We start from the raw sequence: 25,752 nt of genomic DNA, 5'->3' as shown, positions 1-25,752 counted from the left end.
GGCCTTGTGATGGTGTTCACGGTGCGGTCACGATCTCCAGGTTGTCGAACGACAGGGCCGCCGGGACGTTGGCCGTGGCGCTCGGAAGGTAGCCGTACACACCTGCCGAACCCGCGACCTGCAGACCGGCGGTCGCGTCGGAGCGCTCGAGCTGCCACCCGGTCGGCTCCGTGTCGGACGTGTTCCAGAACCTCGCGGAGATCGTGGTCGTCGTCGTCGTCTTGGTGTCGATCCGGAACCGGTAGGTCTGGCCGGCCACCACCGTGAATCCGGGGTTGCTCACCGCCGCGCCCACTGACGTGCTGTCCCCGCGGATGAGGTTCAGCTTGACCGTCCCGTCGGCCGCGACGCGGACCCGCACGAGGTACTGCGTCGTCCCGACCCGCCGGGCGATGAGGCCGATGTACATGCCCTCGTTCACCTTGTCGACCGTGAAGGTGCCCCGCAGGGTCGTCGACGTGCTGTCGATGACGGGGGTGTCCGCGAACAGCGAGGTTCCCGCGCCCACGGAGAGCGTCCCGACGCCACCGGCGACGGCGAACCTGCTCGCCGCTCCGCGCACCGTCCAGGCCCCGCCGCTGTCCGACGTCCCCCAGGCACCGCTCGCGGTGCGTGCGAAGGTGTCGGCGAAGAGAGCACCCGTCGCAGGCGGAGCGACCGTCACGGAGTGCGTCGCGGTCGCGGTCGCCCCGTCATCATCCGTGACGGTGAGGGTGATCGTGTACGTGCCACCCGCCGCGTACGAGTAGGACGCCGTCTCACCGGTGGCCGTGCCGGCGGCCGGATCGCCGAACTGCCAGGCATACGAGGCGATCGTGCCGTCCGAGTCATCGGAATCGGCTGCGTCGACGGCCACGGTCAGCCCCGTCGGGGTTGCCGTGAACGCCGCCGTCGGCGACGCGTTGGTGGGAGTCGCCGCGACCGTCACGTCGTGCGTGATGGTGTCGGTCGCTCCGTCGTCATCCGTGACGGTGAGGCGCACGGTGTACGTCCCCGCCGCCGTGTACGTGTGCGAGGCGGTCGCGCCGGTGGCGGTGCTGCCGGCAGGATCTCCGAACTGCCACGCGTAGGACGCGATGCTTCCATCCGAGTCGGTCGAGGCCGACCCGTTCACGTCGACCTTCAGACCTGTGACCGTCGGCGTGAACGCCGCAGTCGGGTCCTCGTTGCCGGCCGGAGGGGCGACGCCATCCGGATCCATCGCGACGATGCGATCGAACGAGACCGTCACCGGGTCGTTCGTCGCCGCCGCCGGAAGGAAGCCGAAGACGCCGATGCGACCAGCCGCCTGAAGGACCGCGGTGGCATCCGTCGCCTCGCGCTGCCAGGTCGTCGGCTCGGTCGCGCTGGCTGCCCACACCTTCGCCTTGAGAGCGGTGGGCGACGTGCCCGCCACTTCGAACGCGACGTTGTACTTCTGACCGGTCTGCACGGTGAACGGCAGCAGCAGAGACGATCCGATGGCGACGGAGTTGTTGCGCAGCACGTACATGCGCGCGCTGCCGTCGGCGCCGATGCGGATACGGAGGACGTAGTAGTCCGCGCCGACCTGACGCCCGATGACGGCGACATATGTCCCCTCGGCGAGCTTGTCCACGGAGAACGTCGCGTCCACGCGCACCCGATCGGTGCTGACCGAAGTCGCGTCGGCGTAGATCGTCGCAGCCTTCGGGATGATCAGGTTGCCGCTGCCGTTGCTGACGCTGTACCGCGTCGCGGTCGTCCGCAGCCCCCACGCCCCGCCGATGTCGGCAGTGCCCCAGCCGGACGCAGCCGTGCGCGAGAACTCGTCGCGGAACAGCGGCGTCGAGGTCGAGGGCTCCTCGACGGTGACACTCGCCGTCTCGGTGTCGGTCGAACCGTCATCGTCGGTCACGGTCAGGGTGATCGTGTGCGCACCCGGCTCCGTGTACAGATGCGTCGCGGTCTTCCCTGTGGCCGTCCCGCCGTCGCCGAACGCCCACGCGTACGAGGCGATCGTGCCGTCGGAGTCTGTGGAGGCCGATGCGTCGACCGCCACCGACATGCCGGTCACCGTCGGAGTGAACGCGGCGACCGGCGGAGAGTTCGCGGGCTCGCTGACGACGACATCGAGCGTCGTCGACGCGGTCGCGCCGTCATCATCCGTCACGGTCAGGATCACCGAGTAGGGACCGGCCGCATCGTAGGTGTGGCTGGCCAGCTGCCCGGAACCCGTGTCGCCGTCGCCGAAGTCCCACGCGAACGAGGTGATGGAGCCGTCCGAGTCCGTCGAGCCGGATGCGGAGAACGTCGCTGCCAGGTTCACCGCGCTCCAGTTCGCCTGCGCCACCGGCGCCGCGTTCGCCACGACGGTGATCGGCACCTGCGAGGTGTTCGTCGCACCGTCGTCGTCGGTCACCGTCAGCGAGACGGTGTAGTCGCCGCCCGCGGTGTAGTGGTGCGTCGGGTTGGGCGCGGTCGAGGTGCCGCCGTCACCGAACTGCCACGAGTACGACGCGATCGTGCCGTCCGGATCCGAGGATCCCGCACTCTGGAACGAGGCGTCGAGGTGATCGAGCGAGTAGGTGAACTGCGCGGTGGGCGGGATGTTGGGCGTTGAGCCCGTCGTCCCAGCCCCGTAGTGCTGAGTCACCTCGGTCGAGGTGAGCACGCGACTGTAGACCGCGGTCTCGTCGTAGCGCCCGGTGAGGAACGGCGACGATGAGCCCCATGTCGTGTCGCCGCCGACCCGCCAGTAGCCGCTGTAGGGCTGGGCGGCAGTCTGCGGATGGGTGCCGACCAGCACGCCGTCGACGTACATCGACATGCCGTCAGGCCCCTGGGAGGCCACGAGGTAGTGCCACTGCCCGTTGTTGTAGGCGTTCGGCGAGGTGATGGTGTTGGTCTGGCCCGTCCAGGTTCCGAACACGAGCTGGCCGTTGTCCTGCATGTACACATGCCGGTCGTAGTTCGACGACGTGCCGGACTGGGCGTCGCCGAACCCGATGACCTTGCCGCCCTGCGTGGAGGTCGTCTGGAACCACGTCTCGAGGGTGAACGTGCCCGGCGTGCCGAACTGCGCCGTCGAGTACACGTTCGACGAGCCGCTCAGCGCGATGGCGCGGTTGGTGGTGCCCGCGATCGCACCGGTCACGTTGCGGGTGAAGCTGCCCGCGATCGCGCCGGCGTTGCCCGAGATGCTGCTGTCGGCCACGGCCGACCCCGAGGTCTCGCCGTACCGCCAGTAGAGGTCGGGCTGGGCGTTGTAGACCAGGGCGCCGTAGGCGTCGGCGGGAGCGACCGGCACGTCGAGCGTGCGGCCCGAGTCGCGGAAGTGCTTCTGCACTTCGGCGACCGTGAGGACGTCCCCGTAGACCGCGACGTCGTCGATCGCGCCGTTCAGGTAGTTCGTCGACGGCTGGTTCGGCCATCCGCCGAGGTTGTCGCCACCCACACGCCAGTAGCCGCTGTAACCCTGCGCCGATGTGACATCGGTGCGCTGTGCGACGCGCTTGCCGTCGAGGTACAGCTTCATGCCGCCGGAGCTCAGGCTCGCGACGATGTGGTGCCACTGGTTGTCGTTGTAGCCGGCGCTGGAGTTGACCGTGCGCACGTCGCCCGGGTAGACCCCGAACCAGATCCGGCCGGCGTTGTCCATGTAGACGTGACGGTCGTAACTGCCGGAGTTGCCGGTGGACGAGCCGCCGAATCCGACGATCTTGCCGCCCGATGTCGTGTTCGTCTTGACCCAGGCTTCGACGGTGAACGTGTTCGGCCCGGCGATGGCATCCGTCATCGAGCCGAATGCTCCGCCCGAGAACGACTTCGCGGTGTCGGCGTCCGGCAGGATCGCACCCGCCGTGGAGGCGACGGTGCCGTTGATGGTGAGGTCGGAGATGCCGGCCCAGTCGCCCGCCGTGGCGAGGTCGCTGTCGGAGAGGCGCCAGAAGTGCTCGGCGTCGTCGTTGAGGACGTCCGAGGCGTAGTCGCTGAGGACGGCGTTGGACACCGTCAGCGTCACCCAGCTCGACTTCGCGACGTTGCCGTACGGGTCGGAGGCCACGACGCGGTACCGGTGCGAGCTGCCTGGCGCGAGCCCGGTGTCGGTGACGGTCTCGGTCAGCGGCTTCCAGAACACCGTCGAGATGGTCTTCTGCGAGATCGGCGCGGACGCCTCGGAGTCGCGGTAGACGCGGTATGTCAGCGTCGTGTCGTCGCGGTCCCAGTTGGTCTGGTAGCGCACCCGCACCTGGCCGGCGGCGAAGGACTTCGCGGAGAAGTTCCACGCGTCGCCCGAGTCGCGCGGGCCCTGCAGGTTCGGGGCGATCGAGCGCACCGCGTAGCGGACCAGGCCCTGCTGGCGGGTGCCGTTCACGCTCGGGAACTCACCGCCGTAGATGACGTACTGTGAGTTTCCGGTGACGGTCCACACGGCCTGGCTGGTGCCGGTGAAGGTACCGGGGGTCGTCTGCGGGAACCAGTTCAGCAGTTCGGGCCGCGGCGTACCGGGGTGGTCCGGGTAGCCGTAGATGTCGCCGGTGTTCGTTCCGCGAACATCCGCCGTCCATGCGGTCGAGTGGTAGAAGCTCCAGGGGTCGGTCTGCGGGAATCCGCCGCTGTTGCCGCAGTAGTGCTTGTGGCTCGCCGAATAGGCGATGCCGTTGACGACCGCGATGTCGTACGTGTCGCCGTGGCAGTCCTCGATCCAGACGATCGAACCGCTCGTCCAGCTCACGGCGAACGATCCCTCGACGTTTCCGGTGCCGCCGTAGTGCCACCCGGAGCCGTAGAAGTTGGTGCCGTCGGTGGCGAGGCTCATGAAGCCCGCGGCGTCGCCGCCGTTGCGCACCTGGGTGTTGGCGGGCAGAGGCAGCCCGCTGCCCGACGTGGCATCGGCGAGGTACAGCCCGAAGCCGGGCGTATCGGCGCCGCCGACGGACGTGAAGTTGCCGGACAGGGCCACCCTGTCACCTGGCCCGTTGGCGACGATGCTCTGCACCTGGCCGTTGTCGACCGGCACCGCGAACGGGAGCAGGGCGGTGCCGGCGAGGTTCAGCTTGACGACGCGCTGCCGCGGGTTGCTCGACACGGAGGTGAAGTACCCGCCGACGAACACACCGCTGGAGGTCGCATAGACGGCCTTGCCGATGTTGTTGAGGGCGGCGGTGCCCGCGACGAGGTTGCCGCTGGGAATGTCGAGCACGGCGAAGCGAAGGCGGCTCTGGCCGTTCACCTGCGTGAAGGATCCGGTGACGTAGAGCTTGGTGCCGTCGGGTGAGGCAGCAAGCTCGTTGATCCGGTTGTTGAAGCTCGGCGCGAACGACGCGATGAGCGCGCCGGTCGTCAGGTTGTACGCGAGGATGTTGCCTCGCGCGCTCAGGCTGGTGCCCGGCGCGGCGCCTGCCGGCCTCGCATTCGAGAACTGGCCGGCCACGTAGACCGTGTTGCCGACGATCACCTGCGACCAGACGACACCGCTGTCGATCTGGACGGTCGGCAGCGAGTCAGCCGACACCGTCTCAGGCAGCGGTGCCGCGGCAGCCGCCACCGGCGGATCCTCCGCCGCGACGGCCGCAGTAGGCGGCACAACGAGCCACAGTCCGGCCGCTACGGCGCCCGCAACCAACATGGAAAGAGCCTTGCGGCTCGCAGAAATCGTCCCCACGACTGCATCCCCCAATATGCGTCCGCATTCCGCGACCGATCGCGTTGTGCAGACGTCCCCAGTAATCCCCCCCAAGGGATTGGGGCACATGCTACGGCATGACGGACGACGCGCGCGACTACTTTTCGGAAATGGGCGCCGCGGCGCTCACTCGATGTCGCCCTCGAAGGCGATCAGCGGATCGGAGACGGACAGGTCGACCTCGATCCGGACATCGGTGCGCTGGTCCTCCGGCAGCTCGAAGACGAAGACGCCCTTCGCCCTCTTGCCCGGCGCCACCTCGGACGGGAACGCCTGGCCCGCCGGCTTCGAGACGGGGCTCGCCTGCAGCCCCGACTCCCCCTGGTACAGGGTCACCACCGCGGTGGTGAGATCGATGGGCTCGTCCGTCCTGTTGCGCACGACGACGGTGACGCGGACGGCCGGCCCGCTCACCTCGCCGGGCAGCACGGCCTCGCCCATGACGCTCTCGATCGAGCTCACGGCGACCGTCGGCCCCTCGTCCACGCGGACCGGCGAGTCCAGGTCCGCCGGCGGCAGCGTCTCCCGCGCATCGGGCGAACCGGGCTCGGCAGTCTCGGACGGCTCGGGCTCCGCGGTGCCGGTCGACGGGCTCGGTGAGCTCGCCCCGGTCGGCGAGGCGCTCGGCTCCGCGTCTCCGGCGGAGGGCGACGCGCTGCCGCTGGGGCTGTCCGTGGGTGCGGCCGACACCTCGCCGCGACCGAATCCGATCGCGATGCCGACACCGATGACGAGGGCCACCGCCGCCGCGCCGGCGATGATCGCCCAGCGCGGCACGCGTCGAGGATTCTCGTTGAGCACCTTCTCCAGGTCGTCCCTGTCGCGGCCGAAAGCCTCGTCGTCCTTCGTCATGTGCTCGTCCCCCAAGAACGCCCCTGCGATGTGGGACAGATCCTAACGGCTCACCGCCGCATCGACCCCGTCCTTCGTCGATCCGCTTCCGTCCGCGATGCGGCGCGCATCGCGGGTTCCCCGGACGAACGCCCGCCACGGCGCCAGCGAGGTGAGCAGCTGGGCACGGCCTCCGCGCAGGATGATCTCGCGAGCGGATGCTGTCACGCCCGCGCGCCAGCGGCGGACGCCGTCGGCATCGAGGTGGCGGGTGGCGAACAGCATCCGATTCCGGATGTTGAAGTAGTAATAGGTCTCCGACTTGCTGCGGCCGCTCTGCCCGCGGGTGCGGTGCGTGGCGCCCTCGTCGTGCACGGCGAGGGCCTCGTCCACCATCACGAGCCGGCCGCCGGCGTGGACGACGCGTCGCGAGAAGTCGACGTCCTCCCAGTACAGGAAGTACTCCTCGTCGAAGCCCCCGGTGGCCCGCCACAGCTCGGCGGTGATCCACAGGCAGGCGCCGGTCAGCCACTCCCACGCGGCTTCGCCCGGATGCTGCGGCCGTTTGCCCCATCCGCGCGTGCGGCCGTCCTCGAGGTAGAGGTCGGAGCCGGCGAACCAGATCTGCCCTGACGGCGTCCGGATGCGCGGAGCGCACAGCGCCAGCGGGTCGGCGTCGGCTGCCGCGCGGAGCCTGCGCACCGCATCCGCGCCGATGCGGGCGTCGGGGTTGAGCACCAGGCACGCGGTGGCGCCCTGCGCGAGCGCGGCCTCGACCCCGCGGTTGACCCCGCCGCCGAATCCGGTATTGGTGTCGGGCTCGACGACCGTCCAGTGCTCGCGACCGGCCAGGGCACGCACACTGTCGCGTTCGGCCTCCGTGGTGGGGTTGTCGACGACCACGACGATGTCGGGTCCGGCGTCGGCTGCGGTTCCGGTGAGGTTCACGGCGAGCAGCGCGCTGGAGCCGTAGTTGACGACGACGACCGCCCAGGGGCCCCTCTCGCGGCCGGCGTCAGCCGACACGACGCATCTCTCGGAACCACTTGACCGACGCCGCGCACAGGAAGAGAGCGTTTGCGGCGAACAGGACCGAGTAGACGACGAGGAAGAGGGGTGACGCGCCCCACAGCAGGAACGCCAGGCACAGCACCCCGAAGTCGGTCGGCAGCAGCATCAGGGAGCGCCCGAGCGTCCCGCCCCCGCGCGCATGGGTCGACGCGACACCGCGCGCGCCCTTCAGAAGGTCGTTGAGGATCATCCCGAAGAACGTCACCGTCGCGACGATCGAATAGCCGATCGGGACGAGCAGCCAGAGCTCGTCGACGTCGCCCGCGAAGCGGTACAGCCCGATCAGCACCGCGAGATGGAGGGCGGCGATCTTGATGGCATCGACGAAGTGGTCGAGCCATTCGCCGGCCACGGAGCCCCCGCCGCGGAGCCGGGCGACCTGCCCGTCCGCGGAATCCCACGCGTAGCCCAGCACGAGCAGGGCGGCGATCACGATTCCCGACCACCAGCTCGGCGGCACGGTGGCGATCAGGGCGATCCCGGCGAACGTGTGCGCCGCGCTGACGAGCGTCACCTGGTTCGGTGTCAGACCGAACCGGTAGGCGACGGCGGCCAGCACGCGGCCGATGCGACGGTTGACGTACACCGAGTACGCGGGCGCGCCACGGGCATGCCCCTTCTGGGCAGCCCGCAGGCGGGTGAGGGTCTCGGCGAGCGAGGGCCGTGCTGAATCGACGGACGTCATCGTGGTGGTCCTTCCTGCAGGTCGCCGTACTGGATGCGCACGTGGCCGGCCGCGCCCTCGAGGCCCCCGATGCCGCGCATGATGTCGCGGCGACCGGTCGCGTCGAGGCGCACCGATCGCACGACCGCGCCGGCCGCGGTGCGCGCGGCACCGGCGCCGATCCGCGCGGTGCCGGCCAGAGTCGCTCGCGCACGGAAGGCCGCCCGCCGCGCACGCGTGGGGGCCATCACGATCCCGACGCGGACGCCGGCCGCCGCCATGCCGCGCATGCGCGCGAGCGCGTGCGCCCTGGTCTGGCGCGCGGCGGGCAGATGGTCGCGGACCAGCGCATCGGCGCACCACACCATGTGCGCTCCGGCGCGGTGGAGCTGACTGGTGAACAGCGAGTCCTCCCCGCCCGTGCGGCCGAACCGCGGGTCGAAGCGGATGCCGGCGGCCCGGACGAACGCGAGGTCGAGCAGGAGGTTGTTCGTCGCGGCCCGCTCGATGGGCGAACCGGTGGGCACGTCCGCCCTGTGGCGCCGCGCGAAGAAGCCCCCCGCCTCGATCCAGGGATCCAAGCCGCCGTCCACGACCGTCACGACCGGACCGGAGACGACGTGCGCGGAGAACGCCCCTCGCGTCTCGAGCAGCCGCGTCAGCCACGAGTCCGCGGCCGGCGACTCGTCGTCGTCGATGAAGACCAGCACGTCGCGACCGTCGCTCTCGGCGAGCACCCTGTTGCGGGCCGCGGCCACCCCTGGCTCCGGCTCGTGCACCCAGGCGAACGTCGGATCGACCTCGGCGACGACCGCGCGCGCGGACGCGTCGGGGTCGTTGTCGACGACCAGCACGTCGACGCGGGCGGCTGCGCCCGCATCCGTCGCATGTGCGATGACCGGGCCGAGGGCATGGAGGAGCCGCCGCAGGTCGGACGGACGCCGGTAGGTCGGCACCCCGATCACCACCGTGGGCGCCTGATCGTGCTCGGAGCGACTCATCGCCCGCGCGCCACTCGGAGCTTCATCAGCACCCACCGTGGATGCAGGACGCTGGCGGCGACGATGTTGCCCGCGAAGGCGACCGGCCGACGGTTCAGCCAGGCCAGTCCCGCCTGCCGGTAGCGCAGCGCGCCCGTGTCCTTGCGGTACCACCGCCACCGGGTGCGCCGATCCGGCTGGTTGGCCTCCTGCCATTCGGCGAACGAGACGAATGCCTCGCCGTCGAGCTGTGCGCGGTTGCGGTAGACGATGTACCGCGTCATCAGTCGCTGGCGGGAGATGTGCGAGAACGACATCGAGGAGTCGTGGATGCGGTACAGCACGTGCGGCTGAGCGATGGTCCGCACCTCCCAGCCCGCGGCGTAGACCAGCCGGTTGACGATCTCCAGATCCTGGGCGGCATCGAACGCCGCGTCGTAGAGTCCGGCGGCGATGACGGCGTCGCGCCGGTACATGATCGCGGGATGCGGGATCAGGATCTCGCGGCCGGCCGAGCGCAGCTCGTCGAACTCCGCCTTCGACCGGGGGCCGACCGACACGCGGCCCGCGATCCTCCCGCTCGGGCCCAGATACCGCCCCTCTCCCGACACGGCCCCCAGGGCCGGCTCGCCCCTCAGGGCGGCGAGCTGCGCCGAGAACCGGCCGGCCAGCACCAGGTCGTCGTGCTCGGCCACGGCGACGAACGCCGGGCAGTCGCCGTGGCGCACCGCGGTGTTCAGCGCGCGCGACACCCCGGTCGGCGTCTCGTTGCGGATCACCGTGATCCGGTCGTCGCGCTCCGCCGCAGCGCGCACGATGACCGCGCTGCCGTCCGTCGAGCCGTCATCGACGATGACCAGCTCCGCATCGTGCGGCATATCCGCCAGCACGCTGTCGATGGCCGCGCCGACATACCTCGCCGCGTTGTGCACCGGCATCACCACGCGCAGTTCCGATCCGTTCGGCTCGCCGTCGGATCGGTCTTCCCGTTGCGTCGTCAAACTCGCGCCACCCCCGTAGCTCGTTCGAGACCGGCGCACCCCCAGCGCGCCGCACCCTCTCAGTATGGCCTGCACGAACGGAAACTCGTGAGTAGGATGCAGAACACTGCCGGATGCTGGGGTGCGCCGGCGAGCACATCCACATCGATTCGGGGGATCAGTGGACCGTCCCGACCTGCCCGCGCCGCGCTCGCGGCGCCGCGTGCTGATCAGCGCCTACGCGTGCGGACCCGTGTCCGAGCCGGAGGCGAGCGCCGGCTGGCAGATCGCGGTCGCCGCGGCGGAGACCAGCGACGTATGGGTCATCACGCGACCGCGCTTCCGCTCGGCGATCGACGCCGCACTGGCCGAGCAGCCGGCGCTGCGCGAGCACCTGCACCCGCACTACCTCGACCTGGCGCCCCGTCTCGTGGCCCGCAAGCGCCGCGGGTGGGATCTGTACTGGTACTACGCCCTCTGGCAGCGCGCCCTCGGCCGCCGGGCGCGCGAACTGCACCGCCTGCACGGCTTCGACGTCGCGCATCACGCGACGTTCGCGAACGACTGGATGCCGTGCGGTCTCACCGCGCTCGACGACGTGCCGCTCGTGTGGGGCCCGGTGGGCGGATCCAGCCGCGTTCCGGTCGGGCGGCTCCGGCGCTGGCTGGGGACGCGGGGCACCGTCACGGAGCTGGTGCGCGGCCCGCTCACGGGTCTCGCACGACGCCTGTGGGGTCGCCCGGCGGCGCGGCGCGCGGCACTGATCGTGGCGCAGAACCCTGACGTGGCGGCGGCCTTCGCCCGCGACGCGGCCGCGGTCGTCGTCGAGCCGAATGCGTGCATCGACGACCTGCCGCAGCGCGACGCCTCAGCGGTGCGCGCCCAGCACGCGGTCTTCGCCGGGCGCCTGGTCGCCTGGAAGGGCGCGGCGGTCGCGATCGACGCCATCGCGACGCCCGCCGCCGCCGGCTGGACCCTGACGATCTACGGCGACGGCTACGAGCGGGCGCGTCTCGAGCGGCAGGCGCACCGCCTCGGACTGGGCGAGCGGGTGGAGTTCGCCGGGCATCGGCCCCGCGACGAGGTGCTGGAGGGCATCTCCCGCGCCGCCGTCTTCCTCTTCCCGTCGATGCATGACCAGGCAGGGTGGGTGGTCGCGGAGGCCAGCACGATGGGGTGCCCTGTGGTGTGCCTGCCGCTCGGCGGCCCGCCTGTGCTCGCCGAGCCGAACGGCTTCGTGCCCGCGCTCGGGCCCGACCTGCCGGCGCGGCTCGCGCGCGAGCTCAGCACGGCCGCGGCCGCGGGAGCGACGCCGACCGCGCGCTGGAGCGCAGCGCGCCTGCCCGGCCTGGTGGACGACTGGTACCGCCGGGCCGGCGCGAGTGCGGCGCCGACGCGCAGGGTGCGGGTCCTCGAGTCGTTCGGGACGCCCAAGCCGACGACCAACCCGTACATCACGCAGCTGCACCGCAGCCTCGTGGACGCGCCCGACGTCGAGGTGCAGACGTTCACCTACCGAGGCGCGCTGACCGGCCGGTACGACGTCGTGCACACGCACTGGCCCGAGCTGATGGGCGGCGGGCACCGCGGCGTCGGACGAGCAGCCCGGCGCACCCTGGCCCTGCTGACGATCGCGCGGTGGCGACTGCTCGCCACGCCGGTGGTGCGGACAAGGCACAACCTCGAGCGACCGTCGGACCTCTCCCGCACCGACCGGCGGATCCTCGACGGCGTGGATGCGGCGACCACCCTCGACATCGCGCTCAACGACCACACGCCGCCGCGCGATGGCATCGGCCAGGTCGTGATCCCGCACGGCCACTACCGGGAGTGGTTCGCGCCCCTCCCCGCACGCGCGCCGGTGCCCGGCCGGGTCGCCTACGTCGGGCTGATCCGCCGGTACAAGGGCGTCGAGGATCTGATCGGGGCCTTCGCCGGGTGGGAGAGGCCGGGCATCAGTCTGCACGTCGCCGGAAAGCCGTCCACGCCCGAGCTCATCGAGCAGCTGCGTGCGGACGCGCGCGGGGACGACCGCGTCACCTTCGATCCACGGTTCCTCGAGGAGCCGGACTTCGTCGCGGCCATCACCTCGGCCGAGCTGATCGTGCTGCCTTACCGGCACATGCACAACAGCGGGACGGCACTGGCGGCCCTGTCGCTCGACCGCCCGGTCCTCGTGCCGGACAATGACGTCAACCGCGCCCTCGCTGCGGAGTGCGGGCCCGGCTGGGTCCACCTCTTCTCGGGCGCGCTGTCCGCGGGGGATCTGGAGCGGGCCTGGGTCGCCGCGCGCGACCGGGATGAGCGGCCCGACCTCTCGCACCGGGAGTGGGGCGATGCGGGGGCGCTGCACGCCGCGGCATTCCGGGCCGCGCCCCGTCGCAGAAAAAGAGATGCACACTCGTGACCGTTCGCGAGTAGCATGGGCGCACCGCATCCCTGGGGAGGAATGCGGTGGGCAGCAGCTGGGGGGCTTGCGCTATGACCGTACGAATCGGCTACGCCGCGGGGGCGTTCGATCTGTTCCACGTGGGACACCTGAACATCCTTCGTCACGCCAAGGCGAACTGCGACATCCTCGTCGCCGGTGTCGTCAGCGACGAGATGCTCCGCGCGGTGAAGGGAGTCGATCCCTTCGTTCCGACCGCCGAGCGGGCGGAGATCGTCCGCGGCGTCCGGTACGTCGACCACGTCTACATCGAGACGGTGCCCGACAAGCTCGACGTCTGGCGGCAGGTGGGATTCACCCACTTCTTCAAGGGTGACGACTGGCGCGGGACCGATAAGGGCATCCACCTCGAGCAGGAGTTCGCCCAGGTCGGCGTGGAGGTCGTGTACTTCCCCTACACCGCGCACACGTCGAGCAGCCAGCTCCGGCGAGCGCTGGAGGTGGTGACGGCGGAGACGCTGCACGACTTCAGCGAGCGCACAGAGTCGGCCTGACCGGAACCGGCACGATCGTCGGCCCCGCGCCCGTGACCGCCGACTCGCCGACACCCGACCTGTTCGTGGGGCAGATGGTCGCCCTGATCCCGCGACAGGGAACGCAGGACGGCCGCGGCGGGGCGCCGGACGGTCCGCGCATCTTCCCGCGCAACATCGCGCTGCCGGCCGATGACGACGACGAGAGGACGGTGCGGCCGAAGACGTACTCGGTCATCACCGACGGCGCAGGACACGGGATCCTCACGGTCCGTCAGACCGAGATCGCGGTCGACATCCTGCCCCTCGATCTCGCCACGCCCCCGGAGGCGACGGTGTTCCGCGTCGTCGCCGTCGCCGGACGCGCGATCCGCGTGACCGGCGTCGTCGAGTAGTCGGCCTCGATCCGGCGGCGTCGAGACTGATCGGATCCACAGCCTCGGCCGGGTGCCGCCGGGTAGTCTGATCTCACTCCGCGCCCGCCGACGATACGCGAGCTCCACCCATGGATCTGTCCATCATCGTTCCGACCTTCAACGAAGGTCCGAACGTCGACGAGCTGCTCCGGCGCATCGGCGTCGCACTGGACGGCCGCTCGTTCGAGGTGATCTTCGTCGACGACTCGACCGACGACACCCCGGAGATCGTCGCTGCGGCGGCCGCGGCATCCGCCTTCCCGGTTCGGCTCATCCACCGTGACGACCCGGTGTCGGGGCTGGGCGGCGCCGTGGTCGCCGGCTTCCACGCCGCGCAGGCGCGCTGGTGCCTCGTGATGGACGGCGACCTGCAGCATCCACCCGAGGACATCCCCCGGCTGCTCACCCGCGCGGCAGCAGGCGACGTGGACGTGGTCATCGCGTCCCGGTATGCGGCAGGCGGCAACTCGAAGGGTCTCGCGAACGCGACGCGCACGAACGTGTCACGGGCGTCCACCCTGCTGACGAAGGCCATGTTCCCCCGCAAGCTCGCCGGCTGCTCCGACCCCATGACGGGTTTCTTCCTGATCGATCGGGATGCTGTCGACACGGCCACGCTGCGTCCGCGCGGGTTCAAGATCCTCCTCGAGATCCTCGCGCGCCGCCAGATGCGCACCGCCGAGGTGCCCTTCGAGTTCGCGCCACGGCACGCGGGCCGCTCGAAGGCGTCGCTGCGACAGGGCATCCGGTTCCTCACGCAGCTGACGATGCTGCGGTTCGGGCGCATGTCGGCTTTCGCGCTCGTCGGCGGTGCGGGCGCGGTCGTCAATCTGCTCATCCTGGGCGTGCTCACCAGCTGGGGGCTCGGCTACATCGCCGCGGCGATCATCGCCAGCGAAGTGACGATCGTGGGCAACTTCCTCCTGCTGGAGTACCTCGTCTTCGCCGACATGCGCGAGGAGTCCGGGCGCATGCGGACGCGCTTCGCGAAGTCGTTCGCCTTCAACAACGCCGAGGCGCTCATCCGCATCCCGGTCATGTCGGTGCTCGTCGAAGGCGGCCACCTGCCGGTCGTCCTGGCGGCCGCGCTGACGCTGATCGCCGCGTTCGTCGTCCGGTTCGTGTTCCACGCGATCGTCGTCTACGGGCCGAAGCGCCCCGCGCCGGAGGCCGAGGTGGTGCCCGCGACCGCACCGGGCGAGGCGACCAGGCACCCGCTCGCCGTGGCAGTGGAGGAATAGGCGCACAGCCTCCGCCCAATCTGCATGCGGGAGAATAGGAGGCATGACCTCCCCCTCCTCCCTCACGATGTTCGGCGCCGACTGGTGCCGCGACTGCATCCGCACCAAGCGCCAGCTCGACGACTTCGGTGTCACCTACACCTACGTCGACCTCGTCGCCGACCCCGCCGCGGCGGACGTCGCCCGAGAGATCAGCGGCCGCACGAACATCCCCGTCGTGGTGTACCCGGACTCCAGCCACCACGTCGAGCCGTCGAACGCGGACGTCGAGACCAAGCTGCGCGAGCTGTCGCTGATCTGAGGCACGGGCTGGCTACGCTGAGCGGATGACCTCGAACGCTGCCGTTCCCCCCGCGCCCGCAGCCTCCGCTTCGCCCACCCGCCTCCGCGCCCGCACCGTCTGGGGCTACGCCGCCGGATCGCTCGGCACGGGCGGGTTCGCGACCCTGCCCGGCCTCGTCCTGACCTACTACCTCACCGACTCGCTCGGGGTGGCCGCGCTGGCCGCCGGCATCGTCATCGCGGTGGCCAAGGTGTGGGACGTCATCATCGACCCGGTCATCGGCGCGCTCACCGACCGTGACCTCGCGCGGCACGGCAGCCGCCGTCGCCTCATGCTCATCGGCGCGCTGGCGCTGCCCGTGCTGTTCGCGCTGACCTTCGCGGTCCCGCCGTCGCTCGGTCCGGTCGTCGGTGCCATCTGGGTGCTGATCGCGTTCACGGCGACCGCCACCGCCTTCAGCCTGTTCCAGGTGCCCTACATCGCGCTGCCGGCGGAGCTCACCCCCGACTACGACGAGCGCACCCGGCTGCTCACCTGGCGCGTGGTCGTGCTGACCGTCGCGATCCTGCTGTTCGGCGCCGGCGGCCCCGCGCTGCGCCGGGTGACCGGCGACCCGGTGACCGGCTATCTCGTGATGGGCATCGTCGCTGGGCTGGTCATCGCGATCGGGATGCTGGTGGCCGTCGCCGTCGCGAAGCCCGCGACTCCGGCCGCCCAGGCGGACGCCGCCGAGCCGCGACCGTCCGCCGGCCTCAAGGAGCACTACACCGAAGGGCTCGCGGCGCTGCGCCGCAGCATCCCGTTCCGCGCCCTGCTCGGCACGTTCGTGCTCCAGGCGCTCGCGACCGGGCTGATGCTCGCCGGCGCGCAGTACGTCGCGACCTGGGTGCTGCACTCCGAAGCGGCGATCGAGCTGCTCTTCATCGCGCTGATCGCCCCCGCCCTCCTCGCCGCGCCCGCCTGGGGTGCGCTCGCGCGCCGCATCGGCAAGGAGCGGGCCTTCGCCATCGCGAGTGTCGTCTTCGCGCTCGCCTCCCTGTCGATCGCGGGTGCCCTCTGGGTGCCGGGCGAGTGGATCTACCTGCCGGTCGGCATCGCGGGCATCGCGTACGCCGGCATGCAGTCGCTGCCGATGGCGATGCTGCCCGACGTCATCTCGCACGACGAACGGGTCAGCGGCCCCGGCCGGGCCGGCGCGTTCAGCGGGGTGTGGACCGCGGGCGAGACCATCGGCTTCGCACTCGGCGCGACGGTGCTCTCGATCATCCTCGCCTCGACCGGATACATCTCCTCCACCGCGGCGGAGGAGGTCGTGCAGCCGGACGCGGCGGTCGCCGGCATCGTGATCAGCTTCAGCGTCGCTCCGGCCCTGCTCATCGCGGCGAGCCTCGCGACCCTGGCGCGCTACCGACTGCGTCGCGTCGACATCTCGGCCTGACACTTAGGCTTGTGCCACCCGCCCGAAGGAGAGCGTCGTGACCGACACCCCCACCATCGCGCCTGCGCCCGCCGCCGCGAACCCCCTCGACACCGAGGTGCGCGCCGCGCTCGACGCCGCGATCGCCGACCTCACCGCCGGCTCCCGCACCTGGACGCACCTGACCCTTGGTCAGCGTGCGCGGCTGCTCCAGCGCCTGCACCGCACCGTGTCGGCCGTCGCCGAGGAGTGGGCCGACACCGCCGCGACCTCGAAGGGCCTGCGGCCGGGGCACCCGCTGCGCGGCGAGGAGTGGCTCGCCGGGCCCTACGCGACGCTCGTCTCCCTCGACGCGTACCGCGACAGCCTGCGCGCGCTCGCCAAGGGCACGAGCCCGGCGGCGAAGGTGCGGACAGATGCGGCGCCCGGCGGCCGCACGCGACTCCACGTGTTCCCGCTGTCCCCCGTCGACGGGGTGCTGCTGTCCGGGTACACCGGCGAGATCTGGCTGGAGCCGGGCGTCACCGCCGAGGCCGCCCGCCGGGAGGCGGGGCTCGGCCAGCTCACCCCGGGTGACCCAGGGGGCGTCGGACTCGTGCTCGGCGCGGGCAACGTCACCTCCATCCCCGTGCTCGACGTCATGTACGAGCTGCTCGCCCACAACCGGGTCGCGCTGCTGAAGGTCAACCCCACGCAGGACGCACTGGTGCCGGTGTTCGAGCGCGCACTGGCGCCGCTCATCGAGCTCGGCCTGGTGCGCATCGTGACCGGCGGCGGCGACGTCGGCGCGTACCTCACGCAGCACCCGGGCATCGCGCACGTGCACATCACCGGCGCCGCCCCGACCTTCGACGCGATCGTCTGGGGCCCGTCGGGGCCGGCGGCCGGCGCGGAGGAGCGATCGACCCGGAAGCCGGTCCTCGACAAGCCCATCACCGCGGAGCTCGGCGGGGTCTCGCCGATCATCGTGGTGCCCGGTGTCTGGAGCGACGCCGATCTGCGGTTCCACGCGGAGCACATCGCGACGATGCGCCTGCAGAACAGCGGGCACAACTGCATCGCCGGGCAGGTCGTGCTGGTGAGCGCGGAGTGGCCGCAGCGCGCCGCCTTCCTCGCCGCACTGAAGACCGCTTACGCCGCCGTGCCGGAGCGGCCGGTCTGGTACCCCCGCAGCGCCGAGAAGCTCGCGGCCGCGACCGCGCAGCATCCCGACGCGACCTGGATCGCCGACGGCACCAGGGCGATCGTCGAGGTGGGCCTGGGCTCGGAGGGCGCCGCCGACCTGGAGCGCACCGAGTACTTCTCCCCCGTCCTCGGCGTGGTCGAGCTGCCGGGGCGCGGGCAGGCGTTCCTCGACACCGCCGTGGCGCACGCGAACGACCGGCTCGCCGGCACGCTCGGCGCGAACGTGCTGATCGACCCCGCGACGCAGAAGTCGCTCGGGGCGGGCTTCGAGCGCGCTCTGGCCGACCTCCGCTACGGCAACATCGCCGTCAACACCTGGACCGCCTTCGGCTTCCTCACCCCGACCATGACGTGGGGCGGGTTCCCCGGCGCCACGATCGACCGGGTCGAGAGCGGCATCGGCGTGGTCCACAACGCGCTGCTGATCGACCGCGTGGAGCGCTCGATCGCGCGGGGGCCGTTCCGCCCGTTCCCGCGCTCGGTCACGGTCCTCGGCCGTGGCCGGTTCTCGGTGCTGCCGAAGCCGCCGTGGTTCGCGACCTCGCGCACCGGCGCCGTCGTGAGCGAGGGCTTCACCCGCTTCCGCATGGACGGCAACTGGATCCGCCTCGCCGGCACGCTGCTGCAGGCCTTCCGGGCCTAGCCCGGCGCCGCCTCAGGCGCCTTGCGCCACGCAGCGGTCAGGCGTGCGCGAAGCGGTCGGCGGCGGCGCGGAGCGCGCGGGCGATGCCCGGCTCGGTGGCCGAGTGGCCGGCGTCATCCACCACGACGAACTCGGCCTCCGGCCATGCCCGGTGCAGGTCCCACGCGGTCATGATCGGCGTGCACAGGTCGTAGCGTCCCTGCACGATCACCCCCGGGATGTCGCGGAGCGCCCCGGCGTCGGCGATCAGCTGGTCCTCGCGGAACCACCCGCCGTGCACGAAGTAGTGGTTCTCGATACGGGCGAAGGCGGTGGCGGCAGCATCCTCCGTCATCGATTCCACCAGCGCGGGATCCGGACGGAGGGTGAGCGACGAGGCCTCCCACGTGGTCCAGGCGAGGGCGGCCGGCACGTGCACCGCGGGGTCGGGGTCGAACAGCCGGCGGTGGTACGCCTCGATCAGGTGCTGGCGCTCGAGCACCGGGATCGGCGCGATGAAGTCCTCCCACTGGTCGGGCAGCAGCGCCGACGCCCCACCCTCGTAGAACCACTCCAGCTCGTGCGCGCGCAGGGTGAAGACGCCGCGCACGATGAGCTCGGTGACGACCTCGGGGTGCGATTCGGCATAGGCGAGCGCGAGCGCGCTGCCCCACGATCCGCCGAACACCTGCCACCGCTCGATGCCGAGGTTGCGGCGCAGCAGCTCGATGTCGCCGACGAGGTGCCACGTCGTGTTGTGCCGGAGGTCGGCGTCCGGGTGGCTGGCATGCGGGGTGGAGCGTCCGCATCCGCGCTGGTCGAACAGCACGATCCGGTAGACGGCGGGATCGAAGAAGCGCCGCTGCCAGGGCGATGTGCCGCTGCCGGGTCCCCCGTGCAGGAACACCACCGGCTTGCCGTCGGGGTTGCCGCTCTGCTCCCAGTACAGGCGGTTGCCGTCGCCCGCGAGCAGCTCGCCGGTCTCGTACGGCTCGATCTCGGGGTAGAGGATCTCGTCGAGGTGCGCGGGGCCGTTCACAGATCGCTCCCCGACACGGAGAACGTGTCGCAGGCCTCCGGGCCGTTGTCGTAGCCCACGTCGAACCAGCGCTGCCGCTGCTCGCTCGAGCCGTGCGTCCAGCTCTCCGGGTTCACGACCCCGCCGGACTCCTCCTGGATGTGGTCGTCGCCCACCGTCGCCGCAGCGTTCAGCGCGTCCGCGACCTGCTGCGGCGTGGGCTCCTTCAGGAAGGCGACGCCATCCTCGTCCACCTGCTTCGACGAGTCGGCGACCCATGCGCCGGCGAAGCAGTCCGCCTGCAGCTCGGTGCGCACCCCGTCGCTGTCCGGTCCGGTGCCCCGGTCCTGGTGCTCGTCCATGATCCCGGTGATCTGCTGCACGTGGTGGCCGTATTCGTGCGCGAGCACGTACAGCTGGGCGAGTGGCCCTGCGGTGGCGTCGAACTGCTCGCGCAGCACGCCGAAGAAGGTCGGGTCGACGTAGACGGTCTCCTCGGGCGGGCAGTAGAACGGGCCGGTCGCGTTCGAGGCCGTGCCGCACTGCGTCGAGGTGGACCCGTCGACGATGATCAGCTGCGGCTCGCGATAGTCCTGGATCTGGCCCGCCCAGTACTGGTCGATATTGAGGGATGCTGCCGCCAGCCGGCAGTCGTCGCGCGCGTTCGCGTCGGCTCCGGTGTCGCACTGGGCGACCTCGGTCTCGCCGGAGGAGCCTTCGGTGCCGCCGCCGAGGCCGAGCAGTCCGGTGAAGTCCTGGCCGGTGACCAGGCTCAGCACCAGCACGGCGATCGCGCCGACGCCGGCCACACCGCCGCCGATCGCCACCCCCCGGCCGCGCCGCCGGGCCCTGTTGCCGCCGACGTTCGCGTTGTCATTGAACGTCATTCCGCCACGGTACCCTTCCCGGGCCTCGAGGACCGGGATATCGGGGATCGCACGGCATGCCCGCGCATCGTGGGCCGGGCCTAAACTCGTGCCATGTCGTCTCAGCCGATCACCGTGACCGTGACGGGGGCCGGTGGGCAGATCGGGTACGCACTGCTGTTCCGGATCGCCGCGGGCGACATGCTGGGTTCCGCGCAGCCCGTGCGGCTGCGACTCCTGGAGATCCCGCAGGGGGTGCGCGGCGCCGAGGGCGCCGCCCTCGAGCTGCAGGACTGCGCGTTCGACCTCTTGCACGACGTCGAGGTCACGGACGATCCGCACGTCGCGTTCGCGGGCGCGAGCATCGCCCTGCTCGTCGGCGCGCGGCCGCGCGGCCCCGGCATGGAGCGGGGCGACCTGCTGGCCGCGAACGCGGGGATCTTCGGCCCGCAGGGCGCGGCCATCGGCGAGGTCGCGGCATCCGACGTGCGTGCGGTCGTCGTGGGCAACCCCGCCAACACGAACGCGGCGATCGCGGCGGCATCCGCGGCCGGGGTTCCGGCCGAGCGCTTCAGCGCGCTCACCCGCCTCGATCACAATCGCGCGGTGGGCCAGCTCGCGAGCGTCCTCGACGTCTCTCCCGGCGAGGTCTCCGGGGTGACCGTCTGGGGCAACCACTCCGCCACCCAGTTCCCCGACATCGCCCATGCGCGCGTCGCGGGCCGGCCGGCGCTCGACGCGGTCGCGGATGCGGTGGGCGGCGCCGACGCCGCGCGCATCTGGCTGGACGAGGAGTTCGTCCCCCGGGTGGCACGGCGCGGCGCCGAGATCATCGAGGTGCGGGGCTCGTCGTCGGTCGCCTCCGCGGCGAATGCCGTCATCGAGCACGTCCGCGACGAGCGAGCCGGCACGGCCTGGACCTCCGCCGCCGTCGCCTCGCACGGCGAGTACGGCGTGCCCGAGGGCCTGGTGTGCTCCTTCCCGGTGCGCTCCGACGGTTCGGGCTATCGCGTGATCGAGGGCCTCGACCTCGACGATCGCGGACGCGCGCGGTTCACCGCATCCGTCGACGAGCTCGTCGCCGAGCGTGACGCCGTCCGGGCTATCGGGAAGCTCTGACGTGGACGTGCTCCTCGTGGTGGTGATCGGCGTGATCGCCGTCGCCGTCACCACCGCCCTCGCGCAGAAGCTCGGGGTGGCGGGGCCCCTCATGCTCATGGGGCTGGGCATCGCGGTGTCGGTGCTGCCGTTCGTCCCGCCGGTGGAGGTGGAGCCCGAGCTGATCCTGGTCGGCGTGCTCCCGCCCCTGCTCTACTCGGCCGCGGTGAACCTGCCCGCGATCGAGTTCCGCCGCGATTTCGGTCCGATCTCGGGTCTCGCCGTGGTCCTGGTGGTCGGCAGCTCCCTGCTCCTCGGCGTCTTCTTCTTCCTCGCGATCCCGGAGGTCGGGTTCCCCCTCGGCGTCGCCCTCGGCGCCATCCTCAGTCCGACGGATGCTGTCGCCACCTCCATCGTGCGACGCCTCGGCATCACGCCCCGCGTGGTCACGATGCTCGAGGGCGAGAGCCTGCTCAACGACGCCACCGCCCTCGTGCTGCTGCGCACGGCGATCGCCGCGATCGCCGGCGGCTTCTCCCTCTGGGGCGCGGTCGGCAGCTTCGCCGTCGGCATCGTCGTGGCGGTCGTCGTGGGCGCCGTGCTGGGCTGGATCACGCTGCGACTGCGCGCCTGGGTGCACAACTCCGCGGCGAACACCGCGATCGGGTTCACCGTTCCGTTCCTGGCCTACCTGCCCACCGAGCACCTGGGCGGGTCCGGGCTCGTCGCCGCGGTCGTCGCGGGGCTCGTCACCGGGCAGGGCGCCGCCCGATGGTTCACCCCTGAGCAGAGGCTGAGCGATCAGCTCAACTGGCGCACGATCGAGCTCGTGCTGGAAGGCGCCGTCTTCCTCATGATGGGGCTCGAGCTGAAGGAGCTGGTCAGGCAGAACGTGGACGACGGCTACAGCGTGTTCGATGCGAGCTGGCTCGCACTGGCCGCGCTGGCGATCATCCTGCTCATCCGCGCCGTGTACGTGTCGATCCTCATCTGGATCCAGACTCGGCGTGCCCGCGGCCGTCAGCGGGAGCGTCTCGACGCCCTCAGCGATCGCATCGACGAGTTCGAGGCGACGGCGATCCCCCCGCTCGAGTCGGCTCAGGGCGGCGGTCCGCGCCGGGGAGCGCGCGGCGGTCCGGGCGGGCCGACGGCCGAGCAGGCCAGGCGCAGGATGAGCAACCTGCGCGGCCGGGTCGCGCGCAGCATCGCCGATCTGGACTACTACCAGGCGGCGCCGCTCGGCTGGAAGCACGGCGCCGTGATCGTCTGGGCCGGCATGCGCGGCGTGGTCACCCTTGCCGCGGCGCAGACGCTCGACCGCGACATCGACGGGCGCGCGCTGCTCATCCTGATCGCGTTCTTCGTCGCGGCCGGCAGCCTGCTGCTGCAGGGGCTGACCCTCCCCTGGCTGGTCCGGCGGCTGCAGATTCCGCGCACCGATGCCGACAGGGCCAGCCACGACGAGCAGCAGCGACTCGCCGAAGAGCTGCGGGATGCGGCGACCGCCGTGCTCTCGGACCCCGATCTGCGCCGCGCGGACGGCGAGCCGTTCTCCGCCGACATGATGACCAAGATGGCGCAGCGTGCCGCCGCTCCGCCGAGCGACGACGCGAGCTCCCTCGCCGTCGAGATGATGGAGCTGCGCCTCGCGACGCTCGAGGCGATGCGCGGCCGGCTCAACGAGATCTCGTCCGGCGGGACCTACAGCACCGCCGCGCTGCGGCACGCCCTGGCCGACCTCGACGCCGACCAGCTCGCCCTCGAACGCCGACTGCACGAGGACGGTTGAAACCGGCTCCGGACTGCGACAATGTACGCATGACCGACGTGACGAGCCCCATCGATCTGCCGCACGCGGCCGCGGAGTGCCCGAAGTGCTTCACCGAGCTGCAGCGGGACCGCGACTGGTGGCAGGCTCGGCCGGCCGGCTCACGGTTGGTCGGGCTCGTGATCTCGCGCGACGACATGCCGTCGGTCGTGGAGCAGCGCCGCGACCTCGCCCGGTTCGGGGTGCCGATCGAAGGCTTCCGCCACCCCGCGCCCGAGACCCTCGAGTCGTGGGAGGAGCGCCTGGTGCGGCTGTTCGGCCGGCTCACGCTCGGTGACGTGCTGGTCGTCGCGACGGTGCACGCCCTCGGCCGCGACACCGACGAGGAGACGCGCACCCTCGCCGAGCTGCGCCGCCGCGGCGTCATGGTGAAGGTGCTCAACCACGGCGAGCGGCATCTGCACGACGCGACGGTCTAGGGCTCGATCGCGAAGTTGTCGGAGAAGCGGCCGGCGGGATCCACGCGGCGCTTGACCGCGCGCAGCCGTGCCAGGGTGTCCGGCGGGAAGGCCTCGCCGATCCGCTCGGGGCGATCGGAGCTCTCGAAGCTCAGATAGAGCCCGCGCGACTGGCCGGCGATCGGCTCCCAGGCAGCGGCGAGCCGATCGGCCCGCGCACCGATGGCGGCGATCGAGAAGTTCGCCGCGCGGTGCGCGTACGCGGTGGCATCCTCGGGGACATCGGCGACTGCTCCCCCGACCGACCGGATCTGGAAGAACGACGACGCGCCGGTCTCCAGCATCCGCTCCGCCGCCGCGGCGATCTCCGGAGTGATGTGGTCGACCAGCGCGGAGCGCGACGCGGGCTCGCCCGCTCCGTGCTGCGGCCCGATGTCGGCGTTGGCCATCAGACGGGGGTAGGTGGTCAGCTGCACCGACTGGTCGGCGAGCGGAGCGAGCTGCGCGAACGGCTGCAGGCGCTCGATGATCGCGTCGGGGTCGCCCGCGTCGACGACCGCCATCACGTGCGCGAGGCGGGGCTGGCCCGGCCGGCGGGCGCCGAGGATAAGGAAGCTCGTGAGGTCTCGCGGCGCGGCCTCCATCACGGCGCCCCAGCCGGTGAGGAAGCCGTCGAGGTCGCTCGCATCGAAGACCAGCTGCGCGAAGCCGATCTCGCCGACGTCGTCGACCTCGAAGTCGAAGCTCGTCACCACGCCCATGTTGGCGCCGGCGCCGCGCACGGCCCAGAACAGCTCGGGGTCGCTCGACGCATCGACCCTGGTCACGGTTCCGTCGGCGAGCACGATCTCGGCCCCCACGAGGTGGTCGATGGTGAGCCCGTGCTCGCGCGCGAGCCAGCCGATGCCGCCGGCCGTGGCCAGCCCGCCGACGCCGACCGCACCGTAGTCGCCCGAGCTCAGCGCCCAGCCGTGCTCGCCGAGCACCGCGGCGACCTCCATCCAGCGCGCCCCAGGGCCGACGCGGACCAGTCGGCGACCCTCGTCCCGCACCTCGATCGCGTTCAGGTGGCGCAGGTCGATCACGATGCCGCCGTCGTTCGTGCTGCGTCCGGAGATGCCGTGGCCGCCGCTGCGGACCGCGAGGGGCAGGTCGGGGTGCCGACCGGCGAACCGGATCGCCTCGGCCACCTGCGCGGTCGACTTCGGCTGCAGCACGATGCCCGGGGCGCCGCCGCGCATATAGGTCGAGCTGACGTCCGCGTAGTCGAAGTCGCCCGGTTCGACGACCCGCAGGCCGGCGGGCACGTCGTCATAGGCGATGCCCTCGCGCCGCCGCGCCAGGGCGATCGCAGAGCGGCCCGACGCCTCGACGATGCCGGTGGCCGCACGCTCGTGCGCGACCCGCTCGCGGACGGCGGGCGCGACCTCCTGGCCGAACTGCCCCAGCACCCGCGGGTCGTCGCTGGCGACGATGAAGGTGGACATGCCGTCCTCGAGCGCGAGGGCGGCGAGCTGCTCGGCCCACGCCTCCACATCGCCCTGCGCGGCGCCGACGTTGAGCAGGCGGCGCACCTCACGGGGATCGCGGCCGACCGAGGCGGCGGCGTCGTCGATCGCGGCATTGCCCCTGGCGAGGTCGCCGGGCTTCATGTACCCCAGCGACGGCAGCCACCCGTCGCCCTTCCGGCCGGTGAGCGCCAGCATCCGCGGCTTGTAGGCGCCGATCAGGATCGGGATGCTGTGCGCCGGCCTCGGGCCGCGCTTCGCGCCGTGCACGCGATGGTGGGTGCCGTCGGTGAACACGCCGCCGCGGGCACTGGTGTCCCACAGCTCACGGATGAGGTCGATCGCCTCCCCGAGCGCGGTGACCGCCTGCCCGGGGGTGAGCCGGGGCGCACCCATCGCCTCGATCGCATCCCAGAATCCGCCTGCGCCGAGGCCGAGCTCGAAGCGTCCATCCGAGAGCAGATCGAGGCTGGCCGCCGCGCGGGCGATCACTGCGGGCGGGCGCAGCGGCACATTGAGCACGTTCGGGGAGATCCGGATGCGCTCGGTGCGCGCCGCGACGTACGACATCAGCGTCCACGTGTCGAGGAACGCGGGCTGGTACGGGTGGTCCTGGAAGGTGACGAGGTCGAGACCGGCGTCCTCCGCCACTTGAGTGAGCACCACCGGGTTCTGCGGCTGGGCCGCCGCCGGGGTGATGAACGCGCCGAACTCGAGCCGGTGACCGTAATCCATGTGTGCGAACCTCCCTGTCGGGCAACCGCGGGCGGGCCGCGC

General features: G+C 71.6%; 19 protein-coding genes. 10 read left to right on the top strand and 9 right to left on the bottom strand.

The genetic code is table 11. The features are described from left to right. Positions 1-16 precede the first annotated feature (16 nt). The 6 genes from Microterr_RS00885 to Microterr_RS00860 all read right to left on the bottom strand — a co-directional run bounded on the left by Microterr_RS00885 (position 17) and on the right by Microterr_RS00860 (position 10,131). Positions 17-5,590, bottom strand: coding sequence for a PKD domain-containing protein (locus Microterr_RS00885; RefSeq protein ID WP_263796678.1), 5,574 nt, complete (start codon positions 5,588-5,590; stop codon positions 17-19). A gap of 183 nt (positions 5,591-5,773) precedes the next feature. Continuing rightward, entirely contained in the window at positions 5,774-6,499 is a 726-nt protein-coding gene (locus tag Microterr_RS00880) for a DUF4352 domain-containing protein (protein WP_263796680.1), read from the bottom strand. A 42-nt stretch (positions 6,500-6,541) separates the two neighbouring features. After that, a complete protein-coding gene (locus tag Microterr_RS00875; protein WP_263796681.1) occupies positions 6,542-7,504 on the bottom strand; it encodes a glycosyltransferase family 2 protein in 963 nt (320 codons plus the stop codon). Next, positions 7,494-8,234, bottom strand: coding sequence for a CDP-alcohol phosphatidyltransferase family protein (locus Microterr_RS00870; RefSeq protein ID WP_263796682.1), 741 nt, complete (start codon positions 8,232-8,234; stop codon positions 7,494-7,496). The genes Microterr_RS00875 and Microterr_RS00870 overlap by 11 nt, the downstream gene beginning before the upstream one ends. Next, positions 8,231-9,214, bottom strand: coding sequence for a glycosyltransferase family 2 protein (locus Microterr_RS00865; protein WP_263796683.1), 984 nt, complete (start codon positions 9,212-9,214; stop codon positions 8,231-8,233). Before Microterr_RS00865 ends, Microterr_RS00870 begins: the two co-directional genes overlap by 4 nt. Then, a complete protein-coding gene (locus Microterr_RS00860) occupies positions 9,211-10,131 on the bottom strand; it encodes a glycosyltransferase family 2 protein (RefSeq protein WP_263798859.1) in 921 nt (306 codons plus the stop codon). The genes Microterr_RS00865 and Microterr_RS00860 overlap by 4 nt, the downstream gene beginning before the upstream one ends. 223 nt (positions 10,132-10,354) lie before the next feature. On the opposite strand from Microterr_RS00860, the gene Microterr_RS00855 reads away from it, so the two are divergent. The 7 genes from Microterr_RS00855 to Microterr_RS00825 all read left to right on the top strand — a co-directional run bounded on the left by Microterr_RS00855 (position 10,355) and on the right by Microterr_RS00825 (position 18,280). Continuing rightward, entirely contained in the window at positions 10,355-12,580 is a 2,226-nt protein-coding gene (locus Microterr_RS00855; RefSeq protein WP_263796684.1) for a glycosyltransferase, read from the top strand. A gap of 74 nt (positions 12,581-12,654) precedes the next feature. Further along, complete coding sequence (locus Microterr_RS00850) at positions 12,655-13,116, top strand: FAD synthase family protein (protein ID WP_263796685.1); 462 nt, start codon at positions 12,655-12,657, stop codon at positions 13,114-13,116. Positions 13,117-13,148: 32 nt separating this feature from the next. Next, positions 13,149-13,490 carry a hypothetical protein gene (locus Microterr_RS00845; RefSeq protein ID WP_263796686.1) on the top strand — a complete coding sequence of 114 codons (342 nt, stop codon included), beginning with the start codon at positions 13,149-13,151 and terminating at the stop codon, positions 13,488-13,490. 110 nt (positions 13,491-13,600) lie between these two features. Continuing rightward, complete coding sequence (locus Microterr_RS00840; RefSeq protein WP_263796687.1) at positions 13,601-14,752, top strand: glycosyltransferase; 1,152 nt, start codon at positions 13,601-13,603, stop codon at positions 14,750-14,752. A 43-nt stretch (positions 14,753-14,795) separates the two neighbouring features. Further along, complete coding sequence (locus Microterr_RS00835) at positions 14,796-15,053, top strand: glutaredoxin family protein (RefSeq protein ID WP_263796688.1); 258 nt, start codon at positions 14,796-14,798, stop codon at positions 15,051-15,053. Between the two features lie 25 nt (positions 15,054-15,078). Further along, positions 15,079-16,473: an MFS transporter gene (locus Microterr_RS00830; RefSeq protein ID WP_263796689.1), complete on the top strand. Its 1,395-nt coding sequence runs from the start codon at positions 15,079-15,081 to the stop codon at positions 16,471-16,473. Positions 16,474-16,510: 37 nt separating this feature from the next. After that, complete coding sequence (locus Microterr_RS00825; protein WP_263796691.1) at positions 16,511-18,280, top strand: aldehyde dehydrogenase family protein; 1,770 nt, start codon at positions 16,511-16,513, stop codon at positions 18,278-18,280. Between the two features lie 37 nt (positions 18,281-18,317). Here Microterr_RS00825 and pip read toward each other — a convergent pair whose 3' ends face one another. Further along, a complete protein-coding gene (gene pip, locus Microterr_RS00820; protein ID WP_263796692.1) occupies positions 18,318-19,298 on the bottom strand; it encodes a prolyl aminopeptidase in 981 nt (326 codons plus the stop codon). Then, the gene (ypfJ, locus tag Microterr_RS00815) at positions 19,295-20,164 is read right to left on the bottom strand and encodes a KPN_02809 family neutral zinc metallopeptidase (protein ID WP_263796694.1); all 870 of its coding nucleotides are present in this window, start codon (positions 20,162-20,164) and stop codon (positions 19,295-19,297) included. Before ypfJ ends, pip begins: the two co-directional genes overlap by 4 nt. Before the next feature lie 93 nt (positions 20,165-20,257). Here ypfJ and Microterr_RS00810 point away from each other — a divergent pair, with 93 nt between their 5' ends. From Microterr_RS00810 to Microterr_RS00800, 3 genes are read left to right on the top strand one after another with little or no spacing between them, the layout of a single operon-like run. Continuing rightward, on the top strand, positions 20,258-21,262 hold the full coding sequence (locus Microterr_RS00810; protein ID WP_263796697.1) for a malate dehydrogenase: 1,005 nt from the start codon (positions 20,258-20,260) through the stop codon (positions 21,260-21,262). Between the two features lies 1 nt (position 21,263). Next, positions 21,264-23,030, top strand: a complete 1,767-nt coding sequence (locus tag Microterr_RS00805; protein WP_263796698.1) for a cation:proton antiporter — start codon at positions 21,264-21,266, stop codon at positions 23,028-23,030. Positions 23,031-23,059: 29 nt separating this feature from the next. Next, positions 23,060-23,488 (top strand): recombinase family protein, encoded by a 429-nt coding sequence (locus Microterr_RS00800; protein WP_263796699.1) that lies wholly within the window; start codon positions 23,060-23,062, stop codon positions 23,486-23,488. Here Microterr_RS00800 and Microterr_RS00795 read toward each other — a convergent pair. Next, the gene (locus Microterr_RS00795) at positions 23,485-25,710 is read right to left on the bottom strand and encodes an LLM class flavin-dependent oxidoreductase (RefSeq protein WP_263796700.1); all 2,226 of its coding nucleotides are present in this window, start codon (positions 25,708-25,710) and stop codon (positions 23,485-23,487) included. The two genes, Microterr_RS00800 and Microterr_RS00795, sit on opposite strands and share 4 nt — an antisense overlap. Positions 25,711-25,752 lie beyond the last annotated feature (42 nt).

Source organism: Microbacterium terricola (genome assembly GCF_027943945.1).
In the GTDB taxonomy this organism is placed as follows: Bacteria; Actinomycetota; Actinomycetes; order Actinomycetales; family Microbacteriaceae; genus Microbacterium; species Microbacterium terricola.
Note: the sequence above shows the minus strand (reverse complement) of the source record. Positions and strands in the feature narration are given on the sequence as shown.

What these genes read in the sequence shown, in the direction of transcription:
- Microterr_RS00885 (WP_263796678.1), bottom strand. Translation starts at nt 5,590, where the DNA reads ATGTTGGTTGCGGGCGCCGTAGCGGCCGGACTGTGGCTCGTTGTGCCG.
- Microterr_RS00880 (WP_263796680.1), bottom strand. Translation starts at nt 6,499, where the DNA reads ATGACGAAGGACGACGAGGCTTTCGGCCGCGACAGGGACGACCTGGAG.
- Microterr_RS00870 (WP_263796682.1), bottom strand. Translation starts at nt 8,234, where the DNA reads ATGACGTCCGTCGATTCAGCACGGCCCTCGCTCGCCGAGACCCTCACC.
- Microterr_RS00865 (WP_263796683.1), bottom strand. Translation starts at nt 9,214, where the DNA reads ATGAGTCGCTCCGAGCACGATCAGGCGCCCACGGTGGTGATCGGGGTG.
- Microterr_RS00860 (WP_263798859.1), bottom strand. Translation starts at nt 10,131, where the DNA reads ATGCCGGTGCACAACGCGGCGAGGTATGTCGGCGCGGCCATCGACAGC.
- Microterr_RS00850 (WP_263796685.1), top strand. Translation starts at nt 12,655, where the DNA reads ATGACCGTACGAATCGGCTACGCCGCGGGGGCGTTCGATCTGTTCCAC.
- Microterr_RS00840 (WP_263796687.1), top strand. Translation starts at nt 13,601, where the DNA reads ATGGATCTGTCCATCATCGTTCCGACCTTCAACGAAGGTCCGAACGTC.
- Microterr_RS00835 (WP_263796688.1), top strand. Translation starts at nt 14,796, where the DNA reads ATGACCTCCCCCTCCTCCCTCACGATGTTCGGCGCCGACTGGTGCCGC.
- Microterr_RS00830 (WP_263796689.1), top strand. Translation starts at nt 15,079, where the DNA reads ATGACCTCGAACGCTGCCGTTCCCCCCGCGCCCGCAGCCTCCGCTTCG.
- ypfJ (WP_263796694.1), bottom strand. Translation starts at nt 20,164, where the DNA reads ATGACGTTCAATGACAACGCGAACGTCGGCGGCAACAGGGCCCGGCGG.
- Microterr_RS00810 (WP_263796697.1), top strand. Translation starts at nt 20,258, where the DNA reads ATGTCGTCTCAGCCGATCACCGTGACCGTGACGGGGGCCGGTGGGCAG.
- Microterr_RS00800 (WP_263796699.1), top strand. Translation starts at nt 23,060, where the DNA reads ATGACCGACGTGACGAGCCCCATCGATCTGCCGCACGCGGCCGCGGAG.
- Microterr_RS00795 (WP_263796700.1), bottom strand. Translation starts at nt 25,710, where the DNA reads ATGGATTACGGTCACCGGCTCGAGTTCGGCGCGTTCATCACCCCGGCG.